General features: G+C 46.1%; 14 protein-coding genes. 3 read left to right on the top strand and 11 right to left on the bottom strand.

Annotation, left to right across the window (positions count from 1 at the left end):
* Positions 1–162 precede the first annotated feature (162 nt).
* From FHS57_RS04840 to FHS57_RS04850, 3 genes are all read left to right on the top strand, one after another.
* Positions 163–564 (top strand): hypothetical protein, encoded by a 402-nt coding sequence (locus FHS57_RS04840; RefSeq protein WP_221225551.1) that lies wholly within the window; start codon positions 163–165, stop codon positions 562–564.
* Between the two features lie 102 nt (positions 565–666).
* Positions 667–1,755 carry an agenet domain-containing protein gene (locus FHS57_RS04845; RefSeq protein ID WP_183971776.1) on the top strand — a complete coding sequence of 363 codons (1,089 nt, stop codon included), beginning with the start codon at positions 667–669 and terminating at the stop codon, positions 1,753–1,755.
* 19 nt (positions 1,756–1,774) lie between these two features.
* The gene (locus FHS57_RS04850; protein WP_183971777.1) at positions 1,775–2,149 is read left to right on the top strand and encodes a hypothetical protein; all 375 of its coding nucleotides are present in this window, start codon (positions 1,775–1,777) and stop codon (positions 2,147–2,149) included.
* Positions 2,150–2,157: 8 nt separating this feature from the next.
* Here FHS57_RS04850 and FHS57_RS04855 read toward each other — a convergent pair whose 3' ends face one another.
* The 11 genes from FHS57_RS04855 to FHS57_RS04905 form a co-directional block, all read right to left on the bottom strand.
* Entirely contained in the window at positions 2,158–6,180 is a 4,023-nt protein-coding gene (locus FHS57_RS04855; protein WP_183971778.1) for a cobaltochelatase subunit CobN, read from the bottom strand.
* Positions 6,181–6,226: 46 nt separating this feature from the next.
* Complete coding sequence (locus FHS57_RS04860) at positions 6,227–6,604, bottom strand: DUF2149 domain-containing protein (RefSeq protein WP_183971779.1); 378 nt, start codon at positions 6,602–6,604, stop codon at positions 6,227–6,229.
* Positions 6,605–6,615: 11 nt separating this feature from the next.
* On the bottom strand, positions 6,616–7,179 hold the full coding sequence (locus FHS57_RS04865) for a MotA/TolQ/ExbB proton channel family protein (RefSeq protein ID WP_183971780.1): 564 nt from the start codon (positions 7,177–7,179) through the stop codon (positions 6,616–6,618).
* 1 nt (position 7,180) lies between these two features.
* Positions 7,181–9,427: a TonB-dependent receptor plug domain-containing protein gene (locus FHS57_RS04870; protein WP_183971781.1), complete on the bottom strand. Its 2,247-nt coding sequence runs from the start codon at positions 9,425–9,427 to the stop codon at positions 7,181–7,183.
* 124 nt (positions 9,428–9,551) lie between these two features.
* Positions 9,552–10,922 (bottom strand): S41 family peptidase, encoded by a 1,371-nt coding sequence (locus FHS57_RS04875; protein WP_183971782.1) that lies wholly within the window; start codon positions 10,920–10,922, stop codon positions 9,552–9,554.
* A gap of 27 nt (positions 10,923–10,949) precedes the next feature.
* Positions 10,950–11,543 (bottom strand): MiaE family protein, encoded by a 594-nt coding sequence (locus tag FHS57_RS04880; RefSeq protein WP_183971783.1) that lies wholly within the window; start codon positions 11,541–11,543, stop codon positions 10,950–10,952.
* 159 nt (positions 11,544–11,702) lie between these two features.
* Positions 11,703–15,254 carry a carboxypeptidase-like regulatory domain-containing protein gene (locus FHS57_RS04885; protein ID WP_183971784.1) on the bottom strand — a complete coding sequence of 1,184 codons (3,552 nt, stop codon included), beginning with the start codon at positions 15,252–15,254 and terminating at the stop codon, positions 11,703–11,705.
* A 353-nt stretch (positions 15,255–15,607) separates the two neighbouring features.
* On the bottom strand, positions 15,608–16,549 hold the full coding sequence (locus tag FHS57_RS04890) for a threonine ammonia-lyase (RefSeq protein ID WP_183971785.1): 942 nt from the start codon (positions 16,547–16,549) through the stop codon (positions 15,608–15,610).
* 86 nt (positions 16,550–16,635) lie between these two features.
* Complete coding sequence (locus FHS57_RS04895) at positions 16,636–18,195, bottom strand: GH3 family acyl-acid amido synthetase (protein WP_183971786.1); 1,560 nt, start codon at positions 18,193–18,195, stop codon at positions 16,636–16,638.
* 47 nt (positions 18,196–18,242) lie between these two features.
* On the bottom strand, positions 18,243–19,019 hold the full coding sequence (surE, locus tag FHS57_RS04900) for a 5'/3'-nucleotidase SurE (RefSeq protein WP_183971787.1): 777 nt from the start codon (positions 19,017–19,019) through the stop codon (positions 18,243–18,245).
* A 65-nt stretch (positions 19,020–19,084) separates the two neighbouring features.
* Positions 19,085–21,373, bottom strand: coding sequence for a glycosyl hydrolase family 95 catalytic domain-containing protein (locus FHS57_RS04905; protein WP_183971788.1), 2,289 nt, complete (start codon positions 21,371–21,373; stop codon positions 19,085–19,087).
* Positions 21,374–21,587: the final 214 nt, after the last annotated feature.

Consider the following 21,587-nt stretch of genomic DNA (forward strand, 5'->3'; position numbering starts at 1 on the left):
ATATTGAAAGTCTAACCGTTTTTCAACAACCATTTTTATCACTAAGATACAATATGTCAAAGAACTTTAAAAAGATGTGTATATCGGGTAGGTTTCAAAAACCTATCAGGTTTGGACTAACATACTATGAACAACGCACACTACATCCTGGAAAATGGCGTCTTGGAAATTCAAGAGCAACAGCTTTTCATTGATGATACAGAAAAGAAACAATGGAAAACGGAGGTACTTTTTCTCCTTTTTTTCGTGATTTTAGGTAGTGCCAATGTGGGAGAAGGCATAAAGAAAGACGATTATTTCAAACTATTTTTAGGAGTGGGAATGTTGGGAGTGGCCGCTTTTTCAATATTCGTCAATAGGCGAAGAACCACTACCCAAGCGAAGGTGCATTTAACAGATATTGTAAAAATAGAAATCAACAAAAAGAGACCCGATAAATGGCTGGCGGGGCATATTTTATTAAAAAATAAGAAAGTACGAACTATCCATCTTAATGAAGACTTTGACAAAGCACGCTTTATTGAAGATATGCGACTACGAGAGATTCCGATTGCGTTAAAATAGTTCATCCCAAACCTTCATAGGTTTTGATTAATATACATTCCCAAACCTATGAGGTTTACGTTAATAAACTCAGTAGAAAACCTCATAGGTTTCACAAAGACAATGAAAACAGCCTTTTTTCTTTTCATTTTTACCCTAACAAGTCTAGCCCAGTCTAAATCAAGTTTTGAGCCGCAACGTACGTGGGTATGTATGATTGGCGTGTTGGAATGGGCCGATGCCAATAGCTTTGCCTCTTTTGAGAAAAAAGGGCGCGTCGATGCTAAAATCGTTCAATTTTTCCAAAAGCAAGGCGTACCTTCCGAACAAATCCTCTACCTCAAAGACCAACAAGCCACCACCAAAGCCATTCGGGCGGCGATGGCACCGTTTTTACGCCAGGCCAAGCCCAACGATGTGTTGTTTTTTTACTACTGTGGGCACGGTTACAAAAACGACGCCAAAAAAGTCTGCTTTGCCAGCTACCAAGGCGCCGACTGGTCAGCCGAAGAAATGGTGCGAACTGTCAATGAAAATTTTGCGGGAAATACGGCTTTCTTTACCGCCGACTGCTGTAATTCGGGCGGGTTGTCGCAGGAGGTTCGTAAATTTCCCCAACGCAATTATGTCGCGCTCAACTCTGTCGTACCTACCAACGTCTCGACGGGCAACTGGACTTTTTCCAATGCGTTGTTGTACGGTCTAAAAGGAGAATCGTTTGTGGATACCGACCAAAACGGTAAAATTACACTGAGTGAACTCGCCAACTACATCGACGAAGAAATGGCGATTGTAGAAGGACAAAAAGCGGCTTATTTTGTCCCCGAAACCTTGCGCACTTGGGCCATCAGCAGCAACGTTTCTCCCAAAAAAGACAAACGGATTGGTCAGCGCGTCCAAGTGGATTATGACGGTACCGATTGGCTGGGATTTGTCGTGGACAGTGACGCAGGAAAAAAGTTCAACGTTCGTTTTTACAGTTATACCAACAATGAAACCGATTGGGTAGCGTCTTCGCGTTTAAAACCGTTCGTTTGTCCCAAAAGCTACCCCGTAGGTTCGTCCGTTGAGGTGTATTATGCCGACGATAAAAAATGGTATCCCGCCAAAGTTTTAAAAACGTATTCGTGTTTACACTATATTCATTACAACGATTACGGCAGCGAGTGGGACGAATGGATTGCCCTTTCCAACATTCGAGCTAAAAAATAAACCAATTAATTCACCTCCCATGTACAAATCTCTCTTACTTGCCCTCGTGTCTGTAGGTCTTTTGGCCTCCTGCGGAAACTCCGAAGAGTTGGAACGCCTGCGCAAAGAAAACACCGATTTAAAAGCACAACTCGACTTGCTCAATGCCGCCAAAAAGCCTAAGTACATCCTCAAGCTAAAATTGAAACAGGCTAGCTTTTCGTTGAGCGTAAAAAAGCACATTCGTAACGCCATAAATGCCATCGAATTTGAGCTTCCCGTCGATAAAGATTTTTACGACAGCGTATCGGAAGGCACCGAAATCGTGGATAAGTTTCGCTTTGGCTCGTTGGTATTGTACGGTACCCTCGGTGACTGGGAAATGACCGTCAAAGGCAAAGAAATCCGCGAATAAGGCACCATCTAATTGCGGTATTTGAGGAAGCCCCCCAATAAACTGCATAATACCAAAAGCCCAAAAATCAACGGGGTAAACCACTGCACTCCTTTTTGCTTAGGAGTTCCTTGCGCACTGTTGTCGGTCAGTACTTTTTCTTCTAGCATTTTGTACCCCGATACCTTTTGTCGGTTTTGCAATTGTTGCGTCTTTTGGGCATTTTTTTGCGGAGCGTTCGGGTCGTAAGGAAGCACATTTGCATCGTCAGCGTAGCGTTTCCGATCGGCTTGTTGCTCCGCCTGTGCTTGGTTCAATGGCTTCTGAATCGCCACTTCTACTTTTTTCACAAAAGCTTCCACGTCCTTAGGTACCACGCTTTTAGAAGACAATCCTATTCTACGGATATAGTCGGTCAATTCAGCATGATTGCAAGTGGTATGGTTGCACGAAACCCCATGATTATTGATAGTGGTAATGTACATTTTTACCAAATCGTTTTTCACTGCATCTGAAGGCTTCCAATACCCTTTTCGGATGGCCTCCAACATACGGGCGCTGATGCTTTCTTTGGCATGTGGGTTTTTCTCTTCAAAAAACGATTCTGTCTTTAAATTGTATCTATCTTTTAACCAAACCTCATAAAACTCCTGCCATTTTTCATCGTTTACTACTTCGGGATAAACGACCTGCCAGCCCCAAAGAAACTCTACGCCCTGCATGATATGCCTTGCACCTGCGTACCCTTCTTTTTGCATCTCCTTGATATACGCAGGGTTAAAATACCTCGAACGTAATTCTTGTCCCATGTATTTTTCCAGCGACTTAATTTCTTCATTTCCCTTGATATGCAAATCTGCCACGTTCAAAGCGGGGCTTTTTTTTGTTTTGTCAACATGCCTTACTGCCATGGAAATCGCTCCTGCATAGGCAAAAAAATCATCATTGTCGAGCGACATATATACCGAAGAAGAACGGCTATGAATCACTGACTGAACACCCGACAAGGCCGATTTAAACTCTTTTTCGAGGTTTTCACCCCAATAACCGTTGCCGTAGCCATTGCCCATTCGTCGGATATACAATTTTGCCAACTGTGCTTCGTCTCCCCATGAACCCGACGAAGCAATGGCTTCTCCCATCTTACTACCATAGGTTCCTGACGGCTCAGCAAATATCCTAATTTGGCTCCGTAGCCTAGCATCTTGCTCATTTACACCCGCTTGAATCAATTCTAGTCGCAATTTTTCTGAATTTTTACGAATAGGATTATCTTCCTCTGGCGATTCGGACGCGAGTTGAAAAGCCTCGTTCATTAGCTCAAAAAACATGGGGAAATTATCACGGTAAAGCCCCGTCGAACTCATCAATACATCCACCCGTGGTCGGCCTAATTCTTGTCGGGAAACAAGCTCAACCCCTTCAACTTGTCCTTTTTTATTTCGCTTGAGTTTTACCCCCAACAAGGCCAATATCTGTGCTTCTTGCACCCCTTGATGACGAATGGTTTCGACCGCCCATACCTCAAACGCTACCTTTTTAGGATATGCACCATTGCTCTTTTTATATGCTCCAACAAACGTTTCGGCCAAGCGCTTTCCAATAGAATCGGCATAAGGAACTGGGATAGTTCGGGGGTCGAAGGTGTAAAAATTACGCCCCGTAGGAATAGCATCAGGGCTACGGATAGGGTCATTGCCCACTTGTGCCTCCACAAACTTTCCATCCAAGGCGTGGAGTAGCATTCGGATTTCTTCTCCTCCTGAACGAGCCAATTTTGACTTAAACTCTTCGATGCGTTCAGAACCGTTGGGTTTGGCTATGATTTTGGCAAAATTATCCAGTTTATTTCCCTCGGGCGAAACCCCAAATGTATGAAACCCAAAAGGGGTAGCACGAGAGCGAGTTTGCTCTATATAGTGTTGCAAAGTCTCAATCATTTCTTTTGCGCCCGTGGGCGGCTGCTCTGCCAGTTTTTTGTGAGCTCCCCAACCGTCTTTCTCTAAGTCTTTTTTGATACCAAGCTGGGTGGCTTGTTGCTCAATAAGCGCTAAAAGCTGAGACGTTCCGTCAGGGTTAAGGGCTCTAGCAGTTTCCCATTGCCGAATCAACTGACTGATTTTGACCATTTCGGGCGTCATACCTGCTTCACCAAGGGCAGGAGTTAAGTGGTCAACAATGGTTGAAGCACCTCGCCGTTTGGCTTGCAGCCCTTCTCCGACGACATCCATGTTGTAGATGTATAATATCGGAAGGTCGCCTGCCAATACCTCAGGGCTATCCAGATCAGACAAGCCCGACTCCTTTCCATCGAGCCATTCGTGGGTGCCGTGGGTACCCGTATGAACGATGGCGTCCATGTTGTGCTGAAACCATAAGTATTGACAGATATATTGGTGGTGAGGCGGTAAGGTTTGTGAGTGATACAACGCCGCTAGGTCTTGCGTACGAGCGCGGTCGGCTTGCGGCATAAAATAAACATTGCCATACCGAACAGCAGGGAGCACAAAAAACAATTCTCCATTTTTTCGGATGGTCATTATATTTGCTTTCTCAGGCGGCCCCCATTTATTGGTTATCTCCAACTGATACTGCTGATTTAATTGGTTGAACCACGCGGTATAAACGCGCAACGGGACTAAAATAGCACCGCCTTTTTCGACCAGTTTGGCCAATTCCCCTGGCGCATATTTACCAATATTTCTCCCCTTTTCTTTGATTTGTTTTTTGAACGATTCATCCAAAGCTGATGAATAATTTTGGGTGGTATAGCCGTTTTTGGTCAGCTCTTTTAACAGTACTGGGTAGCTTTCAAAAATATTCAAATAACTCGCCCCAATATTATCTTTTCCTGGTGGGTAATTCCAGTAGAGGAAAGCGATTTTTTTATCTTTGTTTTGCTTGTTTTGCAAGTTGATATACCTTATTGCTCTGTTGACAATACGGTCAACTCTACTTTTAATGGCTCGTTTGTAAGGGATTCCGTCTTTCAATTCCACGCCACCGATTACCGTTGGCTGTACCATTCCAGCAATCTCAGGAATGGCCATTTGCCAAGTTACCTCCGTACTCGACAACCCTTTTTTATTACGTTCCCATTCTTTGATGCCATTTCCGTAAATATCAATGGCGTTGACCAACGGAACATCTAAGACAGGCAACACCTTTTCTGCTTGCGAATCAGGAAATTTATAAAACCATGAAATTGCGGCTTTCACGCCTTTATTTTTCAACAACAAAGTATCAATCAGCGTATTTTTCAGGGCTTTACTTGAAGGATACCCAAACACCATAACTGGCTGAAAACCTTTCCTTTCGATGTTTTGACACACCTCATTTTCAATCGTCAGGATGCCTTCCTTAATCGCCGATTCGTACACCAACACCGCAATTTTATCTTTTTTAGGGTCGGGCTGTTGCTGATTGACCCACTCTTCCCACGTTTTGACAATTTTTTGAACCTTTCGGTTTTTAAAAACGATAAAACCTTTGGCAATGGGCGGATTAGGGGGTTGAACCCGTAAAGAGGGTATTTTTAAATAACTGGAAAACAAATAGACAAGCATTTTTTTAAGCTCATCGGGAGATTCGTTTTTGTAGTATTTATTCAATTCTTCGTCGGCCTGCATCCCAAATTGTTCAAGTTCCTCAATTGGATATTTGGTAGAAGGCTCGCCCAGAATCAGCTTTAACGTGCGGTTGGTCTGAAATCTGGCGTTTGTTTGTTTCAAAAAATCAAGGTGTTCTTCAAACATTTCGGTTTCCGACACCTTCATAAGCATCAAGTCGGAGGCAGGAATGGGGTCTTTTCCGTGATTAGCGTTGGAGCGCGTACGGATAATAATATCTATTTTATTCGCCAAGTTGGGGTACTCCCGATAAAAATAGTCTATTGCTTTTACGAGGGCTTCGGCTTTGTTATCACCCACTACAAACAACACCGTTTTATGGTCGGTCTGTTGCAATGAGCTGTTCCTCAAAAAGAAGAAAAAAACGCCCGCAAAAGCGATTAAAAACGCCCCACCAATGTATTTTTTTAGACCTTCACTCATCAAATAGCAAAATAGATTTTAACAGTTTCCATGAAAGATGTAACAGCTATTGGGTATTTTTCTGCGTCGAATCCTGTTTTTCGTCGTTTTCAGGCACATAAATTACCGAGCCGTCTTCGAGCTTGTATGCTACTCCTAACCGATGGCCTTCTCCCTCACCGATGTTTTTTGTCATTCGCCGAATCGTCGTCTTTTTCCCATCTTTTACCAATACCTGAATACCATCCTTGCGTTCGGTCGTAACGGTCACTTTCGCATCAGGATTCAGCATGTCAGTGAGGTTCATCGAACTCACCAGCGACACCATAAACCCCAAAGCAAACACCAATCCTGTTTCGAATAGATTGGCCATGATAGAAAGCGGGTTGTTATCGTCGCCTTGCCCGTTGATTAATCCCAAATTTCTTCTTCTTGTTGGTTTCATAGTCAACGGTATTAGCGGGTTGTTTCTTCTGATTGAGTTTCAATCGCCTGTCTGATTTCGGCCAAATCTAGGCTATACCACCGCTCATAGTTGGTCGAAATAATCATGCAAATCACCCCTGCCGTAAGGCCCAGAATCGTAGAACCAAAAGCAATACTCAGGTGGTCCGACAACAGTTTCAGGTTGTTGACACCTACTGCTTGTAAAGCTCCGCCTAACGGAATGAGTGTCCCTGCCAACCCCAACGCTGGACCAAGTCTAACCCACACTTTTATGTTGTCGATTCTTTTTTTCAACGCCGCCTCTGTGCGGTCATGAAGGAGCCATAAAGGCGCTTCGGGGTCTTTGCCTAGTTGTTTTTTCCACTCGTTGATGCCATAGAGCCTTAGTAAATGCGCCGAAGGTTGTTGGGGGTTTTTCAGGGTTTCGGGCTCGCCTTTTCGTTGAAATGACTCAACAAGCATACTGCCCAACATAAAAAATGAGTAGCCAATTCCAAACAACAGCAGAAGGATAGTAGGCCATAAAAGTAGTTGGGTCAAGACCCCAATCGTGTTTTGGATAAGTTGTTCCATATCAGAATCTAAACGTGTATCGTAGCGAAGTATTTCTTCCAGGCATGGGCTGGTAGCGAAGCTCGTAGTAGTTTTCGTCGGTGAGGTTATTGACGCGCAGCGATACCGTATGCTTTTTGTAAATAGTAAGGTTTGCAACCAAATCGAGCGTTAGGTATGGTGGGTAAGTCACCAGCTGACTTCTGAATTTTTGAGGACTGACCACATCATTAAAGTTCACGTATTCTCTTGCACCCATGTACCTGCCCGACAGGCGCACAGAAAATCGTTTAAGGTCATCAAATTCAAAGCCTCCTCCTAAGCTCAGGTCGGCTACGTGGCGGGCCTTCGACTTGGTATCGGGACTTGCGGGGTCAGTACTTTTTATATAATCATCGTACGCCAACATCTTGGTCGCATTAAAAAACAGTTTATATGATTTTTTAAACTGATTGATTGCCCCAAAATCATAATATCCGTCCATTTCTATACCCGACAGTTTGGAGTAATTGGCATTGGCATACGTGCGATACGAAGCTACTTTGTAGGTTTTACCATCCAACGCCTGCCAATCGGTGTTCACTTTAGAGGCATCTGAAATTGTAATAATTCGATCATCGACTTTGGTATTAAAATAGGTAGCATCTAGGTAAAACCCTTTTTCTGCTTTCCCAAAACGCAAACCTGTCTCCCATGTTAAGCTATTTTCATTTTTCAAATCAGGATTTCCCAATGTCACATTCACTCTCACAGGATTGGTCGTCGTAAATGTTTCAAAATAGCCTGCAATTTGGTTGGCTACTGCATACCGAAATGCCGTCCCTACATTTGCATGAATAGCCAGTGCTTTGGTCAGGTTAATCTGCGCTCCAAAGTTGGGGCTATAAATGGTCTTACTTTCACTTTTTATATTTGTTTTATCTTCCAGTCCAAAACTCCTAGTCATGGCATAATTGACAAAATCGGTGCGAAAACTTGGGTTCAAAATCAAACGATTATTGAACACTGAAGCGTACCCCTGGGCAAATATACCAAAGTCATTAATTAGCCCGTTTGGACTTGACGACGCCCTTTCTTGGGGCACATTTCCCGTTGCGGCCGTTGGGGCATTCCAGTATCGCAAATCCGTCCCTGCAGTGTAATAATCTGTACCAAAAGCAAGTCGAAATTGTTCCGAAATTTTAACCTCGTCTTGTAATTGAAAACCTTTGTAATCAACACTGCTCTCATATGACTTGTAAGGTGTAAACTCCTGACCAGTAGTGGCATTAACAAAAGGCAGCGTTCCTACGTATTCTTTTGAGATATAAGCTTTTGCCAACAAGCTATGCTTCCCAACCTTACCTGTTAGCGCCACCTCAGAGGTATTGTATTTACGTTCTGCCTGATCGCGGGTGGTTGTTCGCATATCTCCAATGGTATATACTTTGTTGGTTGCAAACCCTTGGCTCATCGCATCAATTCGCCAGTTTTTACTGATTTGATAGCCTAGCCGTGCCATGATAGAATAATTCTGCATTTGCGTGTATTCACGGACAACGCCATCATATACATCATCGGGCGTATCTAACGTAGTTTGATCCAAAGCAGTCACAGTCGAGTTACGCCACCCAAACGCATTTCTAAAAAAGTTTCCTTTTCCAATTTTATAGTTATCACCTCGGTTGAAAAAAGTACCCGCGAGGTCAAAATCGAGTTTAGGGGTTATTTTTCCCCCAACATCGGCACCTACCTCCAACGTATTCCAAGTTCCATAACCCACATAGGCTTTTCCTCCTATTTTATCTTGCGATTTTTTGGTAATGATATTAATGACTCCCCCCATCGTATTGGCCCCATACATAGCTGCCGATGGTCCTTTCAGTACCTCAATACGATCTATAGAACCTCTGTCTAAAACGGCAAGATTTACCGTTCCCGCAGGGCGTCCATTGATAAGCACCGATGTCTCGGGCTGAATCGAATTAGAGCCGTGAAAAGTGTTGGGAGCAAATCCCCGCACGTTTACATACGAAAATCCATGAGGGTATTGAACGATGTTTAATGCGGCTAATTTTTTCAAAAAATCAGCTATATCGTTGGCAGGTGTAAGTTCCAAATCGCGACTTGATAGTACTTCTATTTTCTGTGGAACTTGATTCTTTTTTAGGAACATTCTAGTCCCTGAAACTGTAACGGTATCTAAACCAATCACTTGTGCATTTAAATTTAGACTTAATGTAATTAAAAAGCACAAGCCAAGTAGTCTTTGTTTTAGTTTGTGAAGCATGATGTAGAATTATTTATGGCAAATCGCCGCAATTTACACACTTTACCATTCCTAGCCAGATACGAATGGTATCTTTTCTTCCTTTTTACGACAATTAGGCATTTTCTCGGTCAAAAAACGAGAATCATCTCTGATTTTCGAGGTACTTGACTGCCTCACCCAACCAATCCGATTCGGGCGACTTGAGCTGAATTTTTGGGGCAATACCCGTTTGGTCAATGGGTGCAGTATCGGTCCACGAAGATTTAACAATGGGAATCACAAACGTAAAATCAGGGCACGGAATGGGGGTAGGTTGGCGCAGGTCACCGTAGTCCATCATCCCCATCGTGTTTTCACCCATAGTGATTACTTTTTCAAAATCCTTGACCACCTGAATCGAGTATTCGGTGGCGCTCCCGCATAGTGCGTTTTGTAAAACAACCACCTTCTTAGGATTGGGCAAGGCCGCTTCGTAGCTCACAGGAAAGTCGGGCTGGGGAACGTACGCACCGATATTTTGGCGTAATTTTCGTAACAACGTACTGTCACTGCTATAATCGCTGCTAAAAACGCGGTTATTGTTGATAGAGGCTTGCATCAGCCCTCCTTTTACCACAAACGGCTTGGTGTATAGATAAGGCAACAGCAATTCCATGCCAAAATTGCCGCCGCCGTTGTTCCGTACATCAATAATCAAGTACGGAGTAGCTCGAATGAGCGAATCATTCTTTTTGATAAATGCCTCAAATTGACTCCATTGCATTCCAAAAGTGGGGATTCGTACGCACACCACGTTGGGTGAAGGTTTCCAACACGCCAAGCCTTTGTTTCCGTTTTGCCAAGTGGCTACCTCCTGTTCTTCAGCAGGGGTTGCATTGTGCGGGAAGAGTCGTTTCCAAGGAAAATAATTGTAAAAAAGATTCCCTTGAAACTTCGCGCGCGGGTCGAGGCTGAGCAAATAGCTGCCAAATTCGTGGACGTTGTAAAATGACCCGTTTTTCTTGATTTTGGAAAACAATTGTCCCGTTTTATAGGTCGTATCGGCACTTTCAAGTACAATTCCTTTGTAAGCATCAGGTGTTTTGCCGTCTTTCACAATCGCAATTTTGAGCTTTTTCTCATCATGCCACCAAATCCCTTCGGGCGACGAACTAGGCACTTTTTGGGTCAGCTGGCGCGCCTGACTTTCAGTAAGTGGGTCAAAAATCTTCGCGACGTGTTCTTTGTTGTAAACGCCTATTTGGAGGTGTTTGTCTTGAAAATAGTTGATGTAGGTAGCCAAAATATCAAAACACTCCGCCCGCGACGGACTGCGCATCGACTGAATACGCAACTGCGTCACCATCCGAGCGTACGCAAGGCGATTTTTGGAGGTGCTAACTTTGTCGCTATACCCTGCATAATCGGTACTTATTTTTTGAATTAAGGAGTCAAGGTTGGTGCGACAATCGCAGTTTTGGGCACTCACCGCCCAACTTTGCACCACAAAAAACAAACACAATAAACGTTTCATAGCTGATTTTTGGATTAGTTCTAGCACTTAGTGCATACGGTCGCCACGCACTTCGAGGGTTTGCATGATTTTGGCTTCTTCGGCCAAGAGTTGTTTCCAGCGTTCGCGTACTTTTTCGGCGGGGAGGTATTCTTCAGCCAATTCGATAAAGTTTCGGTAATGCCCTGCCTCCGAAATCATCAACTCGTGGTAAAAGCTCCGTAGTTCCTCGTCGGAAATATGTTGTGACAGTAATTTAAACCGCTCACAACTTCGGGCTTCGATAAGCGCACAAAACAAAAGGCGGTCGAGAAACACTTCCTCACGGTCGCCTTTTTTCTTCACCACTTCTTGCAGGCGGTTGACGTACTCGTCTTTACGAGCGCGCCCGAGTTTATAGCCGCGTTTGTGGAGTTCTTTCAAAACCATCCGAAAGTGCGCCCATTCTTCGGCAACGACGGGCGTCATTACTTCGACCAATTTTTCTTTTTCGGGAAAATGCACAATCATCGAAATACAAGCCGAAGCTGCTTTTTGCTCACAATAAGCGTGATCTACGAGAATTTCTTCCAACTGCATTTCGGCAATATTGACCCAACGCGGGTCGGTAGGCAGTTCGAGTCCAAGAGTAGTGAGAGACATTTTTTAAATGACGAGTTTTTGAATGCAGAATGTCGAATAAGGGGTTCGCAATTATAAGTTAGAATGGTTTAATTGGGTGCTCTAACGCACGTACAAAATTAGAAAATTCTCTTTTTTCAAACGACACATTTCCTTTCAATCTGCAAATAAATCCCTCTATTATTGAACCCTAATTAACTGAACACCCACCACTGGACGACCGTCGGCGGTAACCCCCTGTATGACCACACGCACCGTCCGTACTACGTCTGACAACGGAAAACGCAACTGACTGCGTCCCTGTCCGTCGGTTTGCATTAGGGGTTTCCAATATAAAACATCCCGATAATCCACCTTTGAAGTACTTCCTATTGCTGCCTCCGCATCGTAGCGGGGCACATAAAATTCGCGTTGTACCGACGGATAACCAATGAAATGAATTGGCGTCATTCCTTCGTTCGTTTTAGAATTTTTCTGCATCGACCGAGCACGTTTGGTGTAAAAAGCAATGACCCCATTGCCCGCTCGAACCCCGTATGTCCCAGTAGTACCCGCATTTTTTAGCACTTCGATGCGTTCGATGTCTCCTGCGTTATAGTACAGCAAAGCCGTTCCGTCGCGGTCCTCTATGGGGACACCATCTATCAAATACAAGGGTTGCATCCCGCTTTTGAAGCTATTTACCCCCCGCATAAATACCTTGTAGCTACGCGCTTGGGACACCCCCTCTCGTTGAACGGTCACGCCCGTCAACCGTCCCTGAATCATTTCGTACAGATTTTGAAAAACGGGTGACTTGTCGTCGAACACAACAACGGCATCGGCCGCATTGTGCAAACTCCGCAGTTGAACATCCTCAGGTCTTTCTTCGATTTTACGCGCTCGAACCGTCACTTCTTGCAAGACTTGAGCCGTTTTATCACGGTAAAAATCAACGTTGGACTCCTGTCGAATCCGAGCCGCTTTCGATTCCGCCCGCAACATTAACCAATCGGGTGACGCTGTTATGCGCTCCGATTCCCATTGACTACTCGACGTTTCCAAGACCAAAAAGGCTTCTTTGGCAGAAAGTTTTCTTGACTTTTCATCCGTAATTTGCACCATTAACTGTAGCGTATCAGTCGCCGCCATTCCTACGAGACGGAAGCGCCCCTGCTCGTCAGCCCCTGCCGTTCCTACAAAAGATTTGCCAGTGCCTGTCGATACTACCGTGAGTTTCGCCCCAGGAATAGGTTGATTTTTAGCGTTTAGAATGCGGCCTTTGAGCGATACGCCACCGAACTGTTCTGTTTCGGGCGTACCACTAACGCGTCGCCAGCCCTGCGTCAACAGTAGGTCGTCCAGTGCTTGCAGGGTTTCCGTAGAGCGATTCTTCAGATATTGGTTGGGGGTTTCGATACGCCCTCGGAGCTCACCCGTCAGCAATAAGTGGGTGTGAATGTTAGCTTCGGCGGTATCATCAAACACTTGGTCGGCATCGGTAATCGAGGCTGATAAAGCGGCCAACACTGGTGCTCCATTATCACTCAAATTGATGCTCAAGATGGCCTGCTCGCGTGGCTGATAGCGGCTTTTGTTCAAACTCGTCACTACACGGACTGGCGCAGTAGATTCGGGGACAAATACCAATCGTTCGGCGTGGGCCTTACCGAAGGCATCATACAGGGTGATTTGTGCAAACCCTGCTGGCCAAGTCGTTATAGGCAAGTTTATCTTCGCCACGCCGTTTTGCAAAAGAATTTTTCGCTGGTCAATCACCCGACCGTGTTGCTGTATTATCACATAGGCAGAGTCGGGTGAAGTACGTTTCGAACTCCTTATGGTCAACATTAGACGGGTGGTGTCGGTGGTTGCATCAGCCGAAAGCAACAGCCCCTCCATTTCTGGTTCGGGCAATGGCACACGTTGCGGTTGTTTGTTATAGGTTAAATTGGCGTAATAAGTCCGCTGTGCTTTGGGCTCCAGCAACACGCTCGTCATCCCCTGCTGATTGGTTTTAAACCCAACGACTTCCACTCCCAAATCGTCAACAATACGTCCCGCAATAGCCAAGCCGTGTCCATTGGGCTGTAGAATTTTTACGCCCAAACGCGCTGGTAATCCCAAAATCCAACGCCCCCCTTCTGGCAGAATCTGAACGTCTAATAGCTTAGACACAGTATCATTAGGCATGGCTGCGTTGCTATTCCGAAGCAGATTATAGACCGTCACCGAACGCTCAAACGCTGGGCGTCGCTGGGCATCGTCTTCGTCGGTATAGGCGCGCAGGTGATAGGTTCCCGTCATGAGCGTATCCGACAAGCGAAAATTACCTTCACCACGTCCTTCCACGATGCGCACCCACTGGTGCTGCACCAGTTTGCCTGATGGCGTAAGCAGGTCCACATGGATGGCCGTTTCGCCACTGGCCCGCTGATGGTTGGCCGCGTCGAGTAAATACGTACTCATCCAGAGCCGATCTCCTGTGGCGTAAAAGGGTTTGTCAATGTGTACAAACAAGGTAGGAGCCAACAACTTAAACCGTTCACTGAAAGCAGCAGTAATGCGTTTTAGGCTGGAATCAGGCAGGGCAATTTTTCCCTGCATTGCCAACGGATCGTTTGTAAGCGACTCCTTCTCATGCGCTTCGGGTTGCCATTCGGCGGGCAACATCGTCGAGAGTCGATCATCCCCCATTGAGCCTTGCGCCACCATTCCTTCAGGCTTCGTAATCACCCCATTGGTAGCCAGTTGTAGGTATCCGCTGGGGAGCGATATTTCGGTGTATTCGTAACGGGCATCGGGATAAGGTGAAAAGTTGGAAGAGGCATTCCTGTAAAATACAATGAGCTTCATGGACGAAACCAATCGGCGTTCGGTCGATATCTTTCCAGGTTGAATCAACGTAGTAGCCTTGACTGGAATCAAGCGCTTGTATTCGCTAATGGCGGCGGCGAGCGTAATGGACTTACGGTCTGCGGGCATTGGTTTAGTAACATCTTCCTGAAAAACCATAAAGCCCGCCTGCTCAAACGTATTATCGACCAAACTGGCCATTAAATGCCGAATAGAGCCTTGGTAGGCCGCTAACCGATTGCGCCGAAACCGATTGGCTTGCCGTTCGCTTTCGGGTTTTAGTTCTTCAAAACGCGCAGTCCCCGCCGAATACGTCTTTCCTGAAGCCGCAGCATCAAAATGTTGCAAATCATACACCAATCGGTAGCCCAGCGCCTGATTTTCAATCATTAACGGCTCGTTGGCCGTCGCATACAGGTGGTTGTTCTCTTCGTTAAAATACAGCACATCACTATTGACAAGCTGGCACTGCCCACCAAATGGTTCACCGAGAAGCTCCTTTTTAAACTGACGTAGCTGTTGTTCTCGTTGCTTTTGATTACCCCGTACTATGACCGTTTCTAAGGTTTGTGCGCTTGCTTTTAGCCGAAAATCAGCTTTTTGGAGAGAGGCATTGTCAAACCTGAACGTACGTTTTTCGGACTCATACCCAATAAAAGAAGCCACAATTTCAACCGTACCAAGCGGAATTCCAACCAGCGTAAATGCTCCTTTTTCGTCGGTCACCGCTCCCCGCGTGCTACCATTCACATATACGTTGGCAAACGGCATGGGCTTTCCCGTGGTGGCATCTCCTACGTGGCCAGTGAGTGTGGCGGTGGTTTGTCCATGAACAAAAAGGGATGCTTGTATCAGTAGGACAATAGTTGTCCAAGCGGTAACGAGCGAGCAACGCATGGTTGTAAAATGGCTGGTTAGGTATGAAAATCAATGGTGTAGTTCAACTCGCTCTTTTAAATTTCACCAATTCGCAAGCTAGTTTGAAAACCTAGCTAATAAAGCTTTAAAATCTTCATCTTTACTCAGGGGACAGGTTAAGCGTATTAAAAACAAAAAAGCCTCAGCGAGGCTAAATCTTAGTAGAAAAAGACAAAAAACCTCCCCCGAAAAACCCATCGGGGCAACCGATGCTCAGAAAGAGGACACCCCGATGGGGCTTGATTTCAAACCTGGTTCATTCTTGCTACTAAGATGTAGCTCCTCTGGAGCAACAAATGCTAGCTTTTTGTTTTGATGCGTTCAACCTGTTCTCAAAACGGCAATTTCCCCAAGTCCACGTTGCCGCCTGTGAGGATGATGCCTACTTTTTTGCCCGCAGAACGCTCTTTGTTACGGAGCAAGGCCGCAAAAGGTACGGCGCAGGAAGGTTCAATCACAATTTTCATCCGTTCCCAAATCAAACGCATGGCAGCGATGATTTCGGGGTCGGACGTAAGAAGAATATCTTTGACGTGCAAACGAATGATTTCGATGGTTTTATCCCCCAAATTAGTCATTAGTCCGTCGGCGATGGTATTGATGTAAGGCGCTTTTTCAATCCGCCCTGATTTGAAGGACAATACCGCATCGGCCGCCCCTTCGGGTTCACCCGCAATAACTTCGGCCGTGGGGCAAAGGTAATGCGCCGCCAAGGCCGTGCCGCTGAGCAATCCCCCACCGCCCACAGGCGCCATAATGGTGTCAAACTTGCCGTAATCTTCGATAAGTTCTTTGGTAGCGGTGGCTTGTCCTGCAATAACACGGTAGTCGTTGAAGGGGTGAATCATGGTGGCGCCGTATTTGGCAATCACCTCATCCACGGTACTTTCGCGGGCTTCGAGCGTGGGTTCGCATTCAATTACCTCAGCACCGTAGCCACGTACGGCGTCTTTTTTGACTTGGGGAGCCGTGCGAGGCATCACAATGTACGCCTTGGCTCCTACCAGTCCTGCGGCATACGCAATCGCCTGGGCATGGTTGCCCGACGAATGCGTTGTCACGCCATTTTTTAACTCCGTTGGACTTAACGATAACACCGCATTTACCCCTCCACGGGCTTTAAAGGCGCCAATTTTTTGAAAATTTTCGCATTTAAAATAAATCTCTGCCCCACTCATTCGGTTAATCGTTTGGCACGTAAGCACAGGCGTGCGGTGTACGTGCGGACGAATGCGCTCGTGGGCGGCTTGGATAATGCTAAGGGTAGGTATCATGTCCAAACGGTGTGTTTTGGGTTCCTTTTTTATTTATAAAGCGCTCTAGCAAAAGTCGGGTTGGGAGCAACCCTCCACACTAACTTTTACACAGTTAGACCTTGCTTTTGGAGGTAGCTTTCCCAGTCGGTTAGTAAGTTTTTCTTCAATACGCGTGGGACTTTGTTTTGTCCCCCCATTTTCCCTTTGGCTTCGAGCCAGCCGTAAAATGTACTAGAAGGAACGACCGTCACCAACACATCTTTCAACGCATGGCGGCGCTCTACCACGTAGTCGTCATTCAACACTTTGAGGTGTCCGTCTATTTTTTCTCGCAACACTTCGGGAGCCACGTGGTCGTCGGTACCGATATACCAATGGTGCGCAAAAAGTGAATCGGAACGAATGCCCGCTACGGTAAATTCTTTGATGGTAATGTCGAGTTCTTCGGCCGTCAATTCAATGGCTTTGTTCATGTTTTCGACCGAAAGGTGTTCACCACAAAGGCTCAAATAATGCTTGGTACGACCCGTCACGGCGATTTCGGCGCGTTCTTTGTTGACAAACTTGACCGTATCGCCAATCAAATAACGCCACGCCCCCGAGCAAGTGGAAAGCAAAAGTGCGTAGTCCACCCCTTCTTCTACTTCATCAATCATCAGCGTTTCGGGATTGCAAATTAGCTCACCGTCCTCGTTGAAGTTTTTATCGTTGAAAGGCACAAATTCGTAGAAAATGCCATTGTCAAGCACCAAGCGCATCCCATCGGCGTGGGGGCGGTTTTGGAAAGCAATAAACCCTTCCGAAGCCAAATAGGTGTCGATGTAAATCAATGGACGCGCCAAAAGTTTCTCAAAACCTGCACGGTAAGGTTCAAACGAAACCCCTCCGTGACCAAAAACGGTGAGGTTGGGCCAAATGTCGTGGATGGTATCGAGGTTATAGCGCTCAATGATTTTTTCCATGATGATTTGAAGCCACGCAGGCACCCCCGCCATAAAACCAATGTCCCAGCTTGGGGCTTCCTCTACAATCTTTTCGAGCTTGCGCGACCAATCGCGTTCGCGGGCAATTTCACGTCCTGGCTTGTAGTAGCGTTCAAACCAAAACGGAATATTTTTGGCATTGATACCGCTTACGTCTCCCTCAAAACGCCCTTCGTCGATGGCCGTCAGGTCGATGCTTCCGCCAACGAGGAAGAAACTTTTCTCGTACAAATCACTCGGAATTTCTTCGTAGCGTCCCAGCGAAAAGATTTGGCGTAAACTCGTATTACGAAACGATTTGGCCATGGCTTTCGTCACGGGGATGTATTTTGAAGCGGCTTCGGACGTGCCTGAGCTCAACGCAAAATACTTAACCCGCCCAGGCCAACAGACGTTTTTTTCGCCTTCCCGCGCCATGCTCCACCACTCACGGTAGATTTTCTCGTAGTTGTGAACGGGAACAAATTCTTTATATTTTTCGTAAAAAGTTTTGCTTTCGTCAAAAACGGCTGCGTTGAGAATGTCCTCAAACTGGTATTTTTCACCAAACTGCGTATAACGAGCCTTGGCAAGAAGCTTGCTCAGGGTTTTACGCTGTATGTTAGCAAAATCTACATTTTCTTTCTGAATACGAGTTGAGAGCTTGATTCCTCCTTTTAACAAGTTTCCCAAAAGTGCCATGCTATCAGGGGTTTTTAGTGTTGTGTATCTTTTCTTTATAGGTTAGACTAGAATTGCCATTGCTGCATGAGCTTCATGGTTTCGTAGGCTGTTAAATCATATTGGCACGGAACTACCGACACGTAGTTATTTTCTAGTGCCCACTCGCACGTATCTTCCTGACCTGCGTCGAAATTTACGAAATTGCCCGATAGCCAAAAATAGCTACGGCCGTGTGGGTCTTTTCTTTTGTCAAATTCTTCTTGCCATTTGCCGTTTGTTTGGCGACAAATACGTACTCCCTTCAAGGTGTCTTCCGATTTTTTCGGAAAATTAACGTTGAGCGCTACCCCTTTTGGTAATCCGTTGGCAAGAACATTGCTGGCGATTTGTTTTACATACGGCCTAACGTGCGAAAAATCCGCGTCAGACGCAAAGTCGCAAAGCGAAAAACCAATCGACGGAATTCCTTCGATGGCTCCTTCAATCGCCGCCGACATTGTCCCTGAGTACAAGACACTTATCGAGGTGTTTGAGCCGTGATTGATACCACTTACAACCAAGTCAGGTGTACGGTCTTTGAGGACATAGTGCTTGCCTAATTTTACACAATCGGCAGGAGTGCCGCTGCATTCGTAGGCTTTTATGCCTTCAAAAATGGGAGTAGCGTGTAATCGAAGCGGCTCTCCGATGGTGATGGCGTGTCCCATGCCCGACTGAGGGCTATCGGGGGCAACCACCACCACTTCTCCTAACTCCTGCATTACTTCTACTAACGTCCTGATTCCTAATGAGGTAATACCGTCGTCATTGCTGACCAATATAAGTGGTTTTGGGGAATACATATTCAATAATCGCTCGTTTAAAGGCTGGCAAAGTTACGGACAAATCGTCATATTTTTATGCTGGCCTATTCGTAGCCATTTTTCAATACTATCTTTCCCCCTTTTTGTGCTACTATTTCAATTTCGGTTTCATCAATGGGCTTCACAATCATTCCTTGTTGTACTTTTACAAGATGCGTTTTGAAAGGAAGTTTCAGGCGAGCCACACCGCCTTTTTCTGAATACAGCTGAATTTCATCCACATTTCCGCCCGTCCGAGTGGCACTTACCAAAAACGCCCCCTCCGCACGCAGGTCGCGAAAGGACGCCTCCGCCCAATCGGCAGGAACGGCAGGAAACACGCTAATCACTCCCGAATAACTCTGTAAAAGCATTTCTTGAACTCCCGCCGCAAAGGCAAAATTTCCTTCTAAGGTAAATGGACGATAGGTAAATTTGGACAAACCCGATTTGGTTTGATCACCATTGGCATGAAACGAATTAGGCAAACAAAAAGCCGAGGCAAACGTTCGGAGGGTTTTGGCCGCACCTGCGCCGTCTTTGGCACGCGCTTTCAGACTGCCCAGCCAAGCGTAGGAGTAGCCGCACCACCAATCGGGTCCGATAGAATCAAGCAAGGCTATGCTTTTTTGGATGATTTTTTGGTCACGTTCGCCCTTTTCCCACTGAATATCCCCCAACGGGTGAATCGCCATCATGTGCGAAAAATGGCGGTGCGATTGCGCATATGCCAGCGACGGAGAAACCTTCAATTCCAAACTATCCGACAAGGCATAATCGGCCATTTGTTTGTTCAATTTTTTCCAACGGGCCATGTCCTGCGTCAAATTTAGTTCGGTGGCCAGTTCTTCGGCTTTGCCAAACGCAAAACGCATCAACGACAAATCGTAGTTGGTATTTTCCGAAAACCAAGCCGTCACTCGGTTGTCGTTGATTTCGGGGCTAGAGCCTATCGGCAGTTGGCGTTTCCAATCGTCGTTGAGAATGGTGTTTTTTTCGAGGAAAGTGGCCACTTGTTTAAACCACGGATACGCCCGTTCTTGCAAAAAACGGCGGTCCATGCTGTAGCGCCACTGAAGGTAAAAGTGCTGCGACAACCAAGCCGACACCGTTGGAGAAAAAGAATATTGAATCCAACCTCCCATGGGCACGCCCGTCAGCGTGGTTACGCCTGGGACGTTGATACCATCCGTTTGAAAAAACCATTTGGTGTATTCGCGGTACGCCGCGCGGTTGGCATCAAGGTGGTCGAGGTAGCCCATTGCTTCGTCGAGGTGATTGGCGGCATAGCTCGGCCAATAACTTAGCTGCGTGTTGAGGTCATGGTGAAAATCCCCTTTCCACGGTGGAAGGCGGCCATTGTCGGCCGTCCACACGGCTTGCAGCGAAATGGGCGGCGCTCCTTTGCGGGCCGTACTGCCAAATTTGTATTGTTCGAGGTAGTATTGTTTTTCGAGCAATGGGTCGGGCAATTTGAGGCTTGATTTTCCCCAAAAATTTTTCCACCAACTCAAGTGCGGAAGCATCGCTTTTTCGTACGACATAGCCGTGGCCGTCAACTCATTGGCAGGTGTTTTGGGCTTGTTGGGGTAATGCGCCGAAATACTCCACACGCCTTCCCACGTTTTGTCAGCCACTTCTTTCCAACGGATACTTACTTCGTATTCAAAATCGCCCCACCCTTTTTGGCGGTACGTCGCCGACTTTGAGTTTTGTTTTACTTTCCCTTGTTTATACCCCAACCGCGCCAAATCGTCGCCCGCTACTGAGCCGCCTGCTGTTTTGTCCACTTCGCCTTCGTATTTGGGGGCTAACAGCTGAATATCAAACTCTTTTACGCCTTCTAACCGAAAATACCCAAACGGCAAATTGGCATGAACGAAGGAGGTAAGGCGCGCTCCATTCGCCCATTTCACTTCTGCCACCGCCCGTTGAATGTCCAAACGCGCACTGGTTACGGCACCCCATTCTTTTGAGGCGATTTCGAGGGCGGCTCCAGGAATTTTGCTGGGAGCAGGCTCTTTTTCGTACGGCACATCACCGTATTCTTGTACTGTTTTGTAGTTATTTTTCTTGATTTGTTCTTGAACCCACTTGTAGGTAAACTCAGGCTTTTTCATGCCTTCCATCGGGCGTAAATCCCAGAGTTCGGCATGGTCGAGTGAAAAACGCAGCTTATCATCTTTTTGCCAAATCAACTCTCCCACGAAGCCATTCCCCAACGGCAATGCCTCGTCCCAACGCGTCGGAAGTTTATCAAAAACAAGGTCGTGACTGGCCGACACTTGCGCCGAAATAGTGGTGTGTAGGCTACCCACAAGAAACAGTAGCAGCCCTAAAAAGCGTTTGGACATGGGTCAGAGTTTATACTAAAAGTGACTTCAACGCCCCAATTTACCAAGCAATGCCCAATTTTTTACATTAGAAAAATATTAAAGCGCTCGAAACTCCCTAACGAGGTTTTGAGAAACCTCGGTTTTCGGTTAGGAGTAACCGAAAACACTTGCTGTAATTAACCGAAAGCACTTGCTATGAGTAACCAAAAGCAGTTGCCACCACCTATGCTAG

This window comes from Runella defluvii (assembly GCF_014195535.1).
In the GTDB taxonomy this organism is placed as follows: Bacteria; Bacteroidota; Bacteroidia; order Cytophagales; family Spirosomataceae; genus Runella; species Runella defluvii.